7 protein-coding genes, 2 tRNA genes and 3 rRNA genes are annotated in these 15,859 nt (G+C 42.3%); 6 read left to right on the forward strand and 6 right to left on the reverse strand.

Annotated elements, in window-relative coordinates:
- The first annotated feature begins 5 nt into the window (after positions 1–5).
- The 5 genes from ABIB50_RS16940 to ABIB50_RS16960 all read left to right on the forward strand — a co-directional run bounded on the left by ABIB50_RS16940 (position 6) and on the right by ABIB50_RS16960 (position 7,663).
- On the forward strand, positions 6–2,087 hold the full coding sequence (locus ABIB50_RS16940; protein ID WP_429381499.1) for a cellulose biosynthesis cyclic di-GMP-binding regulatory protein BcsB: 2,082 nt from the start codon (positions 6–8) through the stop codon (positions 2,085–2,087).
- A gap of 98 nt (positions 2,088–2,185) precedes the next feature.
- Complete coding sequence (locus ABIB50_RS16945; protein WP_429381501.1) at positions 2,186–4,027, forward strand: glycosyltransferase family 2 protein; 1,842 nt, start codon at positions 2,186–2,188, stop codon at positions 4,025–4,027.
- The gene (locus tag ABIB50_RS16950; RefSeq protein ID WP_429381502.1) at positions 4,024–5,601 is read left to right on the forward strand and encodes a hypothetical protein; all 1,578 of its coding nucleotides are present in this window, start codon (positions 4,024–4,026) and stop codon (positions 5,599–5,601) included. Before ABIB50_RS16945 ends, ABIB50_RS16950 begins: the two co-directional genes overlap by 4 nt.
- Before the next feature lie 74 nt (positions 5,602–5,675).
- Entirely contained in the window at positions 5,676–6,506 is an 831-nt protein-coding gene (locus tag ABIB50_RS16955) for a DUF3667 domain-containing protein (protein WP_429381504.1), read from the forward strand.
- An 86-nt stretch (positions 6,507–6,592) separates the two neighbouring features.
- A complete protein-coding gene (locus ABIB50_RS16960) occupies positions 6,593–7,663 on the forward strand; it encodes an AI-2E family transporter (protein WP_429381506.1) in 1,071 nt (356 codons plus the stop codon).
- Between the two features lie 2 nt (positions 7,664–7,665).
- Here the strand turns inward: ABIB50_RS16960 and ABIB50_RS16965 are convergent, their stop codons facing one another.
- The 6 genes from ABIB50_RS16965 to ABIB50_RS16990 form a co-directional block, all read right to left on the reverse strand.
- Complete coding sequence (locus ABIB50_RS16965) at positions 7,666–8,562, reverse strand: alpha/beta fold hydrolase (RefSeq protein WP_429381508.1); 897 nt, start codon at positions 8,560–8,562, stop codon at positions 7,666–7,668.
- 120 nt (positions 8,563–8,682) lie between these two features.
- Positions 8,683–8,794 (reverse strand): 5S ribosomal RNA (gene rrf / locus ABIB50_RS16970).
- Positions 8,795–9,052: 258 nt separating this feature from the next.
- Positions 9,053–11,930 (reverse strand): 23S ribosomal RNA (locus tag ABIB50_RS16975).
- A 262-nt stretch (positions 11,931–12,192) separates the two neighbouring features.
- A tRNA-Ala gene (locus ABIB50_RS16980) sits at positions 12,193–12,269 on the reverse strand.
- Between the two features lie 96 nt (positions 12,270–12,365).
- Positions 12,366–12,440 (reverse strand) — tRNA-Ile (locus ABIB50_RS16985).
- 301 nt (positions 12,441–12,741) lie between these two features.
- Positions 12,742–14,263 (reverse strand): 16S ribosomal RNA (locus ABIB50_RS16990).
- Together the 16S, 23S and 5S rRNA genes with 2 tRNA genes alongside form the textbook arrangement of a ribosomal RNA operon.
- Before the next feature lie 646 nt (positions 14,264–14,909).
- On the opposite strand from ABIB50_RS16990, the gene ABIB50_RS16995 reads away from it, so the two are divergent.
- Positions 14,910–15,761 (forward strand): NAD-dependent epimerase/dehydratase family protein, encoded by an 852-nt coding sequence (locus ABIB50_RS16995; RefSeq protein WP_429381510.1) that lies wholly within the window; start codon positions 14,910–14,912, stop codon positions 15,759–15,761.
- The last annotated feature ends 98 nt before the right edge of the window (positions 15,762–15,859 follow it).

Genomic DNA, 15,859 nt, shown 5'->3' on the forward strand with positions numbered 1-15,859 from the left:
CACCAATGAACAAATTTTTTACAGCACTGGCCCTTTTCTTTTTATTAAGTACTTCAAGCTTTGCACAGCGGATAGTTTCATTCCACGCCATGGGGCATGATGATGATGCTATTATAGGTATGAGCGGCAGCAGTGCTTACTATTTAAAAGTTGACCCAAGTATTGAGTTGAATGGAAGTAAGCTGGTATTGTTTGTGCAGCCATCACAGGCGTTGCTTAAAAATTTATCCTACATAAACGTAATTATAAATGACAGGCCCGCATTTAGCAGCCGCCTATCACAGGATTCTGTTATGACAATTACGCTTAATTTAAGCAGGCAGGATATGTCGTCAGACAAATTTCTGAAGATCCAGGTTAAAACCTTATGTACCGTAACCGACGATAAATGTAAAGACCTGGACAACCCGGCAATGTGGATGAAGATAAAAAGCTATTCCTACTTATCGTTAGTAAAAAGCACTACCAATTTCTTTACCAACGTAAACATTGGCAACTGCTTCGAAACTATGAAAGCTATTGTGTATCCGGCCAACCCAACCCTGCACGATTTAAAAGCGGTGGCGTGGTCGTACTCAAGGTTAAAGAAAGCTGATGTTAAAAACATTGCCGTTTACCAGGAGGGCCGCGTGCCTGATAGTGTAAAAAATTACATAGTAGTAGGTAATTTATCAACGCTGCATGCAGATAGGCGGGCAATGTTAAAAGTTATACCACAACGTGGCGAAGGCTTGTTTTATTTAAATAAAGCGGTAGTAAGAACCATTGATACCCTTACAAGGCTGGTAAATGTTAAAGGCAAGTTAGTAACTGTAAAATCATTGGCCGAAACGGACGCCCCGTCTGAAATATTGTTTGTTAGCGGTGGTGATGATATTGGTTACGAAAAAACCATTACCGCATTAGGTAACATCAACATCCTTAACTCAACCTTTGGCGATTATTTGATCATTGACAAAGCCGAGAACAAATTCTTTAAAACCATTGACGAGAACCGTTCAAAATTATCATTCAGGCAAATTGGTGGCACCACCAACTTTATGTCGGGTATTGGTAACTTAAAAAGCGTTTACAACTTTAAAAACTCTGACTTTAGCTTTACACCAAAAGAAGTGGAGATCCGTGTTATAGCCAACTACAGCAGTTTGGCACAGGGTGACCGTGGTTATTTAAACCTCTACCTTAACGGTATGCTGATCAGTTCTGAAAAGTTGGATGCATCCGGTAAGTTAAATACATCTGTAACTATTAACCGTTACCAGCACCATAAATACAATACACTCGAAACCGAGTTCAGGTTCTACTCAAGCGGTGGTAATTGTTCTGCCAGCTTTAACGGCTTTTTTGCCGAGGTTGATGTAGACAAATCATACCTTGAATCAAAAAACCCTTTCATCACCAGCGATTTGAGCTTCTACCAATATCCTGAAACATTTAACGCCGGTACAACCCGTATTGTAGTAAGTAAAAAATATGCGCCATATGCCTCGGCAGCAATGGGCGAAATTATTTTCGAGCTGAACAATAACATCAATGCTAACAACTTCCCTGAGTTTGAGTATTCTGACAGCATTGATCCAAACGATCTGAAGAAAAACAACATCATTGCCCTGTTATCACATGATGACCCACTGATGGGAGATTTCCCGGATGCGCCAATCAGATTCGACCGAAAATTCAGACTGTATAACAACGAGAATAATAAAATAGTGTACTCCCTGTCCGACTCGGTATCAAACGGCCTGGCACAGATCTTTTACGGGCGTAGCAACAACGCGGTGTTGGTTATTACCGCTACCGGTAAAAACCTGGCCAACGCGTTTACAGCTGCTTCGCGGTCAATTACAGAGCAGCTGTCAACCCTGTCAAGTAACGTGGCTATTTCTGATGTAAATAACAATAAGTATTTGTTTAACATCAGCAAATCAAGCGAGAACCTGGAGTATATTGATACCAAGAGCGTACTTACCCGTTTCTGGGAAAGCTATAACCTGTACATTTTGTTAGGTATGCTGGTATTGATATTACTGTCATTCTTATACATACGAGCCAAGGTTCAAAAATCAACAGATATATTTAGTGAGTAATTTGTTGCGACAACAGTATTTATGTATTGTGCTGATCAATATTTAAAGCGATAGTAGTACACCAGTTGTTTTGCACTTTACATTTTATTTAACTTATAATGCAGATATCCATACCCGAGCTTTTGATCCAGGACGGCTTCATCACACAGGCCGATCAGGACAAGATCGATGATTTTTCAAAAAGGTCTGGGCTATCCTACATTAAAATATTATTGAATTTTGGTTACCTGAGCCGCAAAAATTATGAGCGGTCGCTCAATAACGCGGGTTATGCGTTTAAACAGATTCGTGAGGAAGATTACGACCTGGACGTATTAGCCAAAACCGAACTAAAATTTGCCGACGCCCATTTAGCCCTGCCTTTACGTGCCGAAAACGGCAGGATAGTAACCTTAATGGCCAACCCAAGCGATGAGCTGTTTAAAGATTATATCAGGTTTACTTATGACATGGAGCCCGAAATTATCCTGGCTTCTGATCTTGACATTACCTGGCTGAGCCACGTTTTATTAGGGCAAAAATATGTTAAGTCGGCAGTTTTTGAGTTATTGAACCGCGATCCGGATAGTTCTGCATTAACCACCTTTACCACACCACAGCTCATTTTCACCTTCGGGCTAATTGCACTGGTAGTTTCTGGTTTGATGCTAAGCTTTGTAAATACATCAATAGCCATCAATGTGTTGCTAAGCGTTTTCTTCCTGATATCAATTATATTTAAGCTGTTCCTGGCGCTGGTGGGGTCAAGGTTTGAATTGCATCAGGCCATTACCCGCGAAGAGGTACGCCAGGTTGTTGATGACGACCTACCCATTTATACTATACACTTACCGGTATATAAAGAAGATAAGCTGATAAAAAAGCTGATATGGAACTTGCAGAGTTTAGACTACCCGCGCGAAAAGCTGGATATAAAACTACTGATAGAAGAGGACGACGATAAAACCCTGAACGCGGTTAGAAATTTAGATTTTCCTGCCGTGTTTGAAGTTATTGTAGTGCCTTTTCATATGCCCAAAACCAAACCCAAAGCTTGTAACTACGGCCTGCACTTTTCAAGGGGTCAATACTTAACAATTTATGATGCCGAGGACGTACCGGATACAGATCAGCTTAAAAAAGTGGTAGCACTGTTTGATAAACTACCCGCTAACTATGTATGTATCCAATGCGCTTTAAACTACTTTAACCGCGGCGAGAACTTCCTTACGCGGATGTTTACGCTGGAATATTCTTACTGGTTTGATTATATGCTGCCGGGGCTGGATACATTTGATATCCCTATCCCGTTAGGTGGTACAAGTAACCACTTTAAATTTGAGTTTTTGATTGAGCTGGGTGGCTGGGATCCGTTTAACGTAACAGAGGATGCCGATTTGGGTGTACGTGCCTATGCAAAGGGTTATAAGGTGGCTATCATCAACTCTACCACTTATGAGGAAGCTAATAACGAAATATTTAACTGGGTGCGCCAGCGCTCGCGCTGGATAAAGGGTTATATGCAAACCCACCTGGTACATATGCGCAACCCGGTAAAGCTTTGGAGAAAAATTGGCTGGAAAGGCTTCTTAGGGTTTAACTTCTTTATTGGTGCCACACCTGTTACCTTTTTAGTGTACCCGCTTTTATTAGGTATATTTTTATGCTACCTCATTTTTGATTTGGCATCTATACGGTCCTTCTTTCCTGATTGGGTTTTGTTCATGTCTATAATTAACCTTATGGTGGGTAATATCTTAATGATATACATAAACATGATGGCCGTATTTAAGCGCCGCTATTATGAGTTGATATTGTTTGCCATTGCCAACCCCGTATATTGGTTACTCCACTCGTGGGCGGCTTATAAGGGTTTGTACCAGTTAATTGTTAAGCCTTTTTATTGGGAAAAAACAAACCATGGATTAAGTAAAGTTCATAACCAACCCGCGGGCGAATGAGACTAAAGTTTAAAATAAATCTAAGCCGCAGCCAAACCCTGTTAATTATTACGCTGTTAATAGCTATATACTACCTGGTATGCGGTATTTATTTAAACGACCTTGGTTACCTTAACCAGGAAACGCTTTTTTATGTCGAAAAAGTAAGGATTATATTTGAAGGGGTTGGCTACAAGCTAAAGGTAATTGGCCTAACGTCACCGCCGATTCCGTTTTTTGCAACATTGGCATTTACCAGTATCAGCTCCTTATTAGCGCCTGTAATAGCATCTGCTATTGGCACGGCTGCACTTTTTTATTTATTGGCCAGCACTTTAGTAAAAAAAACCAGTGACGATTTTTACCTGCTGCTGCTTATCATCCTGTTTTTGTTCCATCCGGGGTTGTTATATACAGCCTGCTCTGGCAAGGCAACGTATATGGTGCTCATATTTTTTTATATGTTCTTTTTAAACATATTTAAATATTATAGCTCAAATACCACCTTCCATGTATCTATAGCCAGTATTTGCCTGGTGCTGCTGCTGTTTTGCGATTATAAATTTATCTGGCTTACGCTGTTTTTTATCCCGCTTATATTTTCAATATCGCTGCAATCATTAAACCTTGCCGAGAAAGAATCCATATTCCGGATGACCCAGAGTTTTAACAGCCCATCGTTAAGGCGTAAGTTGATCAATAAAACATTCGCGCTTTACATTATCCTGTTTATTTTGCCAATAACAGCTATTGTTTGCTATAAAATGCTTAACCTAACCAATGCCAACGATGCGGATTATTTTTTAAGCAGCCCTTATTCCAACTGGAACGTTTTAGCCGAGCGCCTATCATACGAAAAAATAGCGCTAAACCCCGACTTTAAAAACCCTGAAATATCATTAATAATTACGGCCCGGATGATTATATTTTGCCCGCTAATTGTATTTGCGATATTCCTTTTCAGGCGCCATCCCTATCAAATATTAACTTTATTAACGCCCTTTGCGTTTGTAGAGTTCCTGCATATTAAGTATGACAAGGTATTTTTATTACATCAATACTATTTGATATTCCTTATACTGGCATTGCTGTGTTTTTTCATAAAGGCACAACCCGTTAAAAATACTATCCTGATCAAATCAGTTTTAAGTGTACTTATATTGGTGCAACTGTATACCGGTTATTATTTTTTAAATCATTCGTTAATTGAGGATGAGAAAAATTTCATCACCCGGTTAATAAACCGCACTCCCGACGATCAGCAGGAAGAGAACCGCGATATGGCGAACTATATAAACGGGTTGCCAGATGGTTCAAAAGTAATGATAGATGATGGCATTGCCTATCCAATTGTAGCCTTTACCAATAACATTGCCGACCTGGTTTTACCTTACCAGGAAAGCTTTTTGAGTGCTATTGAAACGCCGGGCCAATATGTAAACTATATACTAATTGCAAACTCAAAAAATTTATTAAATGGCTATAGCATATTAAATCCAAAGTATAGCCCAGTAATGTTCCAAACCGGTAATAACTACTCTACCCTGCAAAAAGCTTACGAAACCGATCATTGGATATTATATAAGCTTTATTAAGCCAGCGGCACAAGCCACAACCTGCTTATTTTTACCGTGTTAAATTATTATATTTGGTTATAGCTTTAACTACTATGGCCTGTACCAACTGTGGACACAATCTTAAGGAAAACTTTTGCCCCTATTGCGGCGAAAAACGATTTGATAAAAAAAATCTTACCGTAAAGCATTTTACCGAAGAAACTTTTGAGGGCTTCCTCCATTTGGACAATAAGTTTCTATCATCATTAAAACTGCTGTTTACCAAACCGGGCCTGTTGTCATTAGATCATGTAGAAGGGCGCCAAACCCGGCACATGAAACCCATCGCTTTTTTCCTGGTGCTTAACTTGCTCTTTTTTTTGGTGATGATTATAGTTAACCCGTATAGCCTGTCCTTGTATAACTATATAACGTATCATCCCTTTATCAATTACAATACGCAACATATAATACATGAAAAGCTAAAAACATTGCACCTTACCTTGCCAGAATATACCCGCGTTTTTGATGTTAAAATGCATTCTGATTCAAAGGGGTATATTTTTGCCTTTATCCCGGTGTATGGTTTAATAAGCTGGCTATTATTTATCAAGTATAGGCGGTTGGCTGTTGAGCATCTTGTCTTTGCAACTCACTTCGTAGCCTTTATATTGTGCTATTTCTTTTTACAGATCTACCTGCTAATCATTCCTTTTTACTACTTCACCAAGATCCCATATTCGCCCGATTTTGATAATATTAGCAGTTTAATGACGGCGATAATAATAGGTGGCTATTTTGCTATTGCCAGTCGCAGGTTTTACAAAGCAAGTATGGTATGGTCGGTAATTACAGGCTGTATTATTGCGTTCAGCTTTTTTGAGCTTATCCAGGCGTACCGGATGCTGTTGTTTTTTAAAATCGTTTATTTCAAGTATTTTTAGGGAAAACTCTTACAGCATTAACTGTGCTTAGCTAAACATTTAAAACAATTCGCCAGGTTACTCGTATTGTTGTTAGGTAAATCAATATGGCAACCAACAAAAACCAATCGCAAGAGAAAGCAACACTATCCTATACCGAAAAAGTATGGCAAACCGTAGGCATTGTAGCCTTACTGGTGGTAACTATATTAATAGTAAGGGTAGCCTTTGATATTTTACTGATGGTACTTGCCGGCTCATTAATGGCCGTGTACTTTCATGGCTTGGGCGATGCCATACAACGCCGTACAAAGCTAAAGCGCATGCCGGCAATGTTGATATCCACCATCGGCACCCTCATCCTGTTAGGGACTTTATTTTGGTTTATGGGCACCAAAATACAACAGCAGGTTGCCGAATTAAGCAATACACTGCCGCATACCATTAATAATGCAAAAGCCAAACTATCCCAAACGGCTGCCGGCCAAAAGGTATTGGAGAGTTTATCGGGCGATAACTCACAAAAGTTAATGAGCACCGTGCAGGGGTTTTTCAGTACCACCTTTGGTGTGCTGGGCGATATGTATGTTATTTTATTTCTGGGGATATTTTTTACTTCAAACCCCTCGCTCTATAAAGATGGGATATTGATCCTGGTACCACGCAGTAAAAAAGCGATAGGTAAACATATTATGGATAGGATCAGCCTGTCGCTTAAAGGATGGCTAAAAGGCACTTTGTTCTCCATGTTATTGATTACGATATTATTAGGCACCGCGCTAAGTATTGTAGGTATGCCGGTGGCGTTGATATTAGCCTTAATAACCGGTTTGTTAGAGATTGTGCCCAGCTTAGGATCATTTATAGCTATGATACCCGGTGTGTTATTAGCGCTCACCGTAAGCACCAACATGGCCATACTGGTAGCCATAATATATATTGTGGCGCAAACTATTGTCGCCAATATAATTACACCGCTTATTCAAAAGAAGATGATTAACCTTCCGCCGGCATTAACACTTATCAGTCAGTTAATAATGGGTACAGCATCGGGAGCGTTAGGGGTAATATTGGCGGTACCACTGTTAGCAATATTAATTGTTTTGGTTGATGAGCTATATGTTAAAAAGATAGCCCATAATGATGATGTGGAGTTAGATAAAAAACTGCTCGATTAATATCAGAGCTTTGTCTTCAACAAAATAGCCTTAATAACCGATTGAATAGCCTGCACTACGATAGCCGGATTATCATTTTGAACTTGGTGGCTGCTTGTGCTATCCAAAATAAACTTCGAGTTAGCAGATAAACCGGTTAAGCTTTCAACCTGGCTGTCGCGTTCGCCTCGTAGCATTTTCCACTGCTCATCGGGTGTGCCGGGTGGCTGTTTCCTAATACCAGCTCCTATTACTATTAATGGTCGATTTTCCAGTTTCTTAAGATCGTTTTTACCGGAGATGTACATATTCTGAAATTCCTCAGCCATATAATCGGCAGTACTATCATATCCCGGGCTGGTAGCAAGCGTTATTTGAGGTTGGGGGATAGTTTTTCCTGTGGCTTTTTCACGTATGCGCACCCACCCGCCATATTTCATACTACCTAACATAGCGTCTTCATGAGCTGGATCTACCAATACCAGGCCTGCCACATCTTTACTGTAATTTTTGGTGTATAACCGTATCAGTAACCCGCCCAATGATTGCCCGACAAATATAATAGGCCCATTCACTTTTGTTGCTTTCAGCAATTCATGCAGTTCAAAAACTTCCTGCGCCATAGTTCTGGGCAGTGGGCCGGCTTCACTTTTCCCGTAACCGGCGCGGTCATACGCTATTGCGTGTATATCTGCCGGCAATAAAGCCATTACTTTCGCCCAATCGCGCGACGAACCTCCGCCACCTGCCTCAAATACAATAGTAAACCTGGCTTTCGCCGGTCCCTTTTGCATCATAAATAATTTATGATGTCCGATAATTACATACTGCGTTTGCGGCGTATCCAGGGATGCTGCATTGCTTTTAGCTGCAATTAGTGATATACCAATAAGTATAAAAGTTTGTGTAAATGCTTTCATTATTCTAATCTACGAATATTTCGTAAGTAAACGAACTTGTCGTAATTAAATATCTCGACTTACAAAAAAGCTTCTAAGCGCAAAAAAGCCTTCACTCTTTCGAATGAAGGCTTTTATAAAATTGGGCACCGACCTACTCTCCCACGTTTTACCGCAGTACCATCGGCTCTGGCGGGCTTGACTTCTCTGTTCGGAATGGGAAGAGGTAGACACCGCCGATATAGGCACCTGAAGATCTTTGAGGTGAAAGCGAAAAGCATAAAGCTTAAAGCTATTCCTCATAAATTCAGTATATGTTTTGCTTTGCTTCAGACTTTCAGCTTTACGCTTTGGTCTTTTAGCGTTAAGCCAAACAATGACATATTATTGAAAGAAGTAAGTTTAAGAGAAAACAACAATACTTAGTTGTTGAGTGAGTGGTTGATTTGGATAGCAGTTTTGCAACTACTCACTATTCAACTTATTTCACCACTCACTCTAATTACCTGCTATGAGAAAGCTTCGGGCGATTAGTATTACTCGACTATGATGTCACCACCTTTATATCTGTAACCTATCAACGTAGTAGTCTGCTACGACCCTCAATGGAAGTCTCATCTTGTGGCTAGTTTCGCACTTAGATGCTTTCAGCGCTTATCTATTCCCAACGTAGCTACTCTGCAATACAGCTGGCGCCATAACAGATTCACCAGAGGTTAGTCCAACCCGGTCCTCTCGTACTAAGGTCAGCCCCACTCAAACTTCCAACGCCCACAACAGATAGGGACCGAACTGTCTCGCGACGTTCTGAACCCAGCTCGCGTGCCACTTTAATGAGCGAACAGCTCAACCCTTGGGACCTTCTCCAGCCCCAGGATGTGACGAGCCGACATCGAGGTGCCAAACCTCCCCGTCGATATGAGCTCTTGGGGGAGATCAGCCTGTTATCCCCAGCGTACCTTTTATCCTTTGAGCGATGGCCCTTCCATGCAGAACCACCGGATCACTATATCCGTCTTTCGACCCTGCTCGGCTTGTCTGCCTCACAGTCAAGCAAGCTTATGCTATTGCACTCCGCGTACGGTTACCAAGCGTACTGAGCTTACCTTTGAAAGCCTCCGTTACCTTTTTGGAGGCGACCACCCCAGTCAAACTACCCGCCAAACAATGTCCCCCTCAATGAAGGGTTAGACACCAAATACAGAAAGGGTGGTATTTCAACGTTGACTAACCGACTCCTAGCGAAGCCGGATCACAGTCTCCCACCTATCCTACACATCCTGTATCCGATATCAATGTTAAGTTGTAGTGAAGGTGCATGGGGTCTTTCCGTCCCGTTGCGGGTAACCGGCGTCTTCACCGATACCACAATTTCACCGAGCTCATGGCTGAGACAGCGCCCAGATCGTTACACCATTCGTGCAGGTCGGAACTTACCCGACAAGGAATTTCGCTACCTTAGGACCGTTATAGTTACGGCCGCCGTTTACCGGGGCTTCGATTCAATGCTTCGGTTTAACCCTAACATCCCCTCTTAACCTTCCGGCACCGGGCAGGTGTCAGGCCATATACGTCATCTTTCGATTTTGCATAGCCATGTGTTTTTGTTAAACAGTCGCCTGGGCCTTTTCACTGCGGCTGACATTGCTGCCAGCGCCCCTTCTCCCGAAGTTACAGGGCCATTTTGCCGAGTTCCTTAGCCATGATTCACTCGAGCACCTTAGGATTCTCTCCTCGACTACCTGTGTCGGTTTACGGTACGGGGTTTTATAACCTGAAGCTTAGCAGGTTTTCTTGGAAGTCTGATTACCTGAACTATCCTCTTACCCGAAGGCTCAAGGTACTATCAGCTTTCAGCAAATCTGGCGTACTTAACTACCAAACCTATACCTACGGCCTTTAACGAACTATTCCGTCAGTTCGCGTCAGTTTCACTACTCCGTCACTGCATCGCAGTTATAAAACGTACTGGAATATTAACCAGTTATCCATCGGCTACGCCCTTCGGCTTCACCTTAGGCCCCGACTAACCCTGATCCGATTAGCGTTGATCAGGAAACCTTAGTCTTTCGGTGGGCGGGTTTCTCTCCCGCCTTATCGTTACTTATGCCTACATTTGCTTTTCTATTCCCTCCACAGTCGGTTATCCTCCTGCTTCACCGGTAATAGAATGCTCCCCTACCAGATGCATTACTGCAAATCCATAGCTTCGGTATACTGCTTAATGCCCGTTTATTATCCATGCCCGATCGCTCGACTAGTGAGCTGTTACGCACTCTTTAAATGAATGGCTGCTTCCAAGCCAACATCCTAGCTGTCTGTGCAATCGGACCTCGTTAGTTCAACTTAGCAGTAATTTGGGGACCTTAGCTGATGGTCTGGGTTCTTTCCCTCTCGGCCATGGACCTTAGCACCCATAGCCTCACTCCAGCGTATATTAATAAGCATTCGGAGTTTATCTGGATTTGGTAGGATTTGACTCCCCCGCACCCAATTAGTAGCTCTACCTCTTATTAACTCAACCGCCAGGCTGTTCCTAAAAACATTTCGGGGAGTACGAGCTATTTCCCAGTTTGATTAGCCTTTCACCCCTACCCACAGATCATCCGGAAACTTTTCAACGTTTATCGGTTCGGTCCTCCAGTACCTGTTACGGCACCTTCAACCTGTCCATGGGTAGATCACAAGGTTTCGCGTCTACCCCCTCTGACTATACGCCCTATTCAGACTCGCTTTCGCTTCGGATCCGTGTCTTAAACACTTAACCTTGCCAGAGAGGAGTAACTCGTAGGCTCATTATGCAAAAGGCACGCCGTCACGGAACAAGTCCGCTCCGACCGCTTGTAAGTACACGGTTTCAGGTTCTATTTCACTCCCCTGTTCGGGGTTCTTTTCACCTTTCCCTCACGGTACTGGTTCACTATCGGTCTCTCAGGAGTATTTAGCCTTACCAGATGGTGCTGGCAGATTCCCACAAGGCGTCTCCGACCTCGCGGTACTCAGGATACCACTATCCTATCATTACTTACTTATACGCAGCTCTCATGCTCTATGGCCAGGTTTCCCACCCTGTTCTAATTCATTTTGATATTCATGTTGTGGTCCTACAACCCCGGTTATGCCGTAACATAGCCGGTTTGGGCTCTTTCCCTTTCGCTCGCCACTACTCAGGAAATCATTATTATTTTCTCTTCCTCTGCTTACTTAGATGTTTCAGTTCAGCAGGTTCGCGCATTTATGCAACTATTCTTCAAATAGTTAGGTTTCCCCATTCAGAAATCTACGGATCAATTCATATTTGCTGATCCCCGTAGCTTATCGCAGCTTATCACGTCTTTCATCGCCTCTGAGAGCCAAGGCATCCCCCGTGTACCCTTTCTTACTTTCTTCTACTATACCGCCTTTTGCTCGGTATGTATGCTTTTTGATTCTTGTTGCGTCCGTCAGATCAAAGTACTTAGTATCAAGTATCAAGACCGAAGCCTATCCTCTCTATTTTCGTAAATATCTCTTTCAGAGCCTCAACAGTCCTCTATACTGTTGTCTTCTCTTTATTTTACTTCTTCCAATATGTCAAAGAACGTTTACCCCGGACTGTCCTAAAACAGTTCCTTTATCAATATCCATCCCTTGGTAGGGTTATGGTGGGTATGGTGGAGAATAACGGATTCGAACCGTTGACCCCCTGCGTGCAAGGCAGGTGCTCTAGCCAGCTGAGCTAATCCCCCGAAAGATTCATGTATGAATTAGTGAGTGACTGAATTAGTGAATGGTTAACAATTCAATAATTCAATAATTCTTTCCTTCAGTCATTGCCTTTATTGTAGTCCCGAGCAGATTTGAACTGCTGACCCCTACATTATCAGTGTAGTGCTCTAACCAAGCTGAGCTACAGGACTATTTGATTTAGTTCGCAGTTCTGAGTCTTGAGTGCTGAGTCTTTACGACTCCGACTTCCGACTGCTACTGCCAACCGTGTCCCTGCTCCCTTTCGGTTACAACCACTGATGGCTTCATCTTTGGGTTTACGTTTAATAGATATAATTAATGAGTTATTGAATTAATGAATTATTGATCGTGAATATCGCTATTCAACTAATCTCTAATCACCAATCTCTAATCACTAACATCTATTTTAGAAAATAATCATGTAGAAAACAGTTTTGCACTACTTTAAAAGGAGGTAAGGTATTGCTCCAGAAAGGAGGTATTCCAGCCACACCTTCCGGTACGGCTACCTTGTTACGACTTAGCCCCAGTTACCGACTTTACCCTAGGACGCTCCTTACGGTTACGCACTTCAGGCACTTCCAGCTTCCATGGCTTGACGGGCGGTGTGTACAAGGCCCGGGAACGTATTCACCGCATCATTGCTGATATGCGATTACTAGCGAATCCAACTTCACGGGGTCGAGTTGCAGACCCCGATCCGAACTGTGATCAGCTTTGTGAGATTGGCATCCTGTTGCCAGGTAGCTGCCCTCTGTACTGACCATTGTAGCACGTGTGTAGCCCCGGACGTAAGGGCCATGATGACTTGACGTCGTCCCCTCCTTCCTCTCTATTTGCATAGGCAGTCTGTTTAGAGTCCCCACCTTAACGTGCTGGCAACTAAACATAGGGGTTGCGCTCGTTGCGGGACTTAACCCAACACCTCACGGCACGAGCTGACGACAGCCATGCAGCACCTAGTTTCGTGTCCCGAAGGACTAAAGCGTCTCTGCTTTATTCACTAACTTTCAAGCCCGGGTAAGGTTCCTCGCGTATCATCGAATTAAACCACATGCTCCTCCGCTTGTGCGGGCCCCCGTCAATTCCTTTGAGTTTCACCCTTGCGGGCGTACTCCCCAGGTGGAATACTTAACGCTTTCGCTTAGACGCTGACCGTATATCGCCAACATCGAGTATTCATCGTTTAGGGCGTGGACTACCAGGGTATCTAATCCTGTTTGATCCCCACGCTTTCGTGCCTCAGTGTCAATAAAACCATAGTAAGCTGCCTTCGCAATTGGTGTTCTGTGACATATCTATGCATTTCACCGCTACTTGTCACATTCCGCCTACCTCTAGTTTATTCAAGCCCATCAGTATCAAGGGCACTGCGATAGTTAAGCTACCGTCTTTCACCCCTGACTTAACAGGCCACCTACGCACCCTTTAAACCCAATAAATCCGGATAACGCTTGGATCCTCCGTATTACCGCGGCTGCTGGCACGGAGTTAGCCGATCCTTATTCTCAGAGTACATTCAGCTCATTACACGTAATGAGGTTTATTCCCCTGCAAAAGCAGTTTACAACCCGTAGGGCCGTCTTCCTGCACGCGGCATGGCTGGTTCAGACTTCCGTCCATTGACCAATATTCCTTACTGCTGCCTCCCGTAGGAGTCTGGTCCGTGTCTCAGTACCAGTGTGGGGGGCCATCCTCTCAGATCCCCTAAACATCGTAGCCTTGGTAAGCCGTTACCTTACCAACTAGCTAATGTTCCGCATGCCCATCTTCGTCCTATAAATATTTGATTATTAAATAATGCTATTCAATAATGTTATGCGGTCTTAATCTCTCTTTCGAGAGGCTATCCCCCTGACGAAGGTAGGTTACATACGTGTTACGCACCCGTGCGCCACTCTCATGGAAAGCAAGCTCTCCAATCCCGTCCGACTTGCATGTATTAGGCCTGCCGCTAGCGTTCATCCTGAGCCAGGATCAAACTCTCCATTGTAAAATGTTATGTTTGATTGCTCTGACCCTATTATTAAAATAGAATCTGTTAATCTGTATTATATATCTTTATACAATACCCTAACCTATTCCTCTTGTTCCTGCAAACCGTATCTTCGTGTTGAGCTCCGAGTTTTGAGTCATCAGCTATTACTAACCACATCCTCTCTACTATCAAGCTGCCTACTTCAGTCCGGCCCGCTTTACTACATGATTTTCTATTTCCTAAAAGAACTTTTCTCTTTGCCTCGCGGTTCAGATTTATAATTTTGGCCTTCTTGCGTTGGCTAAATTTTTCAATTTTATTGGTTACTTATTGTTGTAACTCTTTTCATTTTCGTATCCGAAAATCGCTTTCGGTAACTCTTCTAATTTTTGTCCCGTTTGTTTTGGGATTGCAAAGGTACGAACCTTTTTGACATCTGCAAATTATATTTTAAAATAGTTTTTTGCTTGTATTTTTGATGTGTTTTAGAACAATCGCCTTATCTCTTTAGCGGGCTGCAAAGGTACGTTTTGTTTTGATTGATGCAAATAGTTTGTAAGAAAAAATGAGAGTGTATTATTAACACACTGCAAATCAGCCTTAAAAAATATCACTACAAATAAAACAATAGCTTGATACTGTATTTATAAATTTGTCCGGCATGAAAGTATTAGTAACAGAGTCGTCCGGGAAATTAGGATCAGCAACCGTAAAACATCTTAAAAAACGTGGTCATATAGCATATGGTTTAGATATTGTCCCGTCAGGCACAACTGATGAACTGATCGATATTACCAATCCGGATAGCGTAATGACAACCTGCCGGGGCTTTGACGCTGTGATACATACTGCAGCACTACATGGCAAACATTATGAATCAGGCTATCCGCGCGACGCTTTTATAAGTGTTAATATCACGGGCACATTAAATTTATTGAACGCTTGTATAAAAAACGGCATCTCCTGTTTTTTGTATACCAGTACTACTTCTATATATGGTGACGCGATGGTTGATCTTGAAAAGGCAGTTTGGGTTGACGAGCTATTGGCAGAGCGACCACGTGATATATATGATATAACTAAACAAACAGCCGAACAATTATGTAAAGACTTCTTTTATAAAGAAGGGCTGCAAACCTCTGTATATAGAGTGGCACGTTTTTTACCCGAGACTGATAACCTACGCCTGAACCATCGTTTATATCGTGGCCTTGATGAACGCGACGGTGCAGAAGCGTTGCGCCTGGCTTTAGGTGTCGAATTTAAAAACTTTGAAATCTTTAATATATCAGGTGGATCGCCTTTTGATGAAACAGAATTACATGCAATCAAACAAAACCCCGAACCTGTGATCTTAAAGCATTGTCCTGCGGCAGCAGAAATTTATAAAGCCAATGGCTGGCGGTTCCCTAAAAGTATAGATCGTGTATATATTTGCGATAAAGCCACGCGATACTTTAATTATAAGCCTGTTTATAGTTTTGAATATCTGCTACACAATATTAAAGGTTAAAAGATGTTAAAAAGCATACCTATATATATATATAGTAAAAAACACCTTATATATTAGCCCTCTAAATAAAAAATTGACTGAATTATAATATTCTTTAT

The sequence above is a fragment of the Mucilaginibacter sp. UYCu711 genome (genome assembly GCF_050433825.1).
Taxonomy (GTDB): Bacteria; Bacteroidota; Bacteroidia; order Sphingobacteriales; family Sphingobacteriaceae; genus Mucilaginibacter.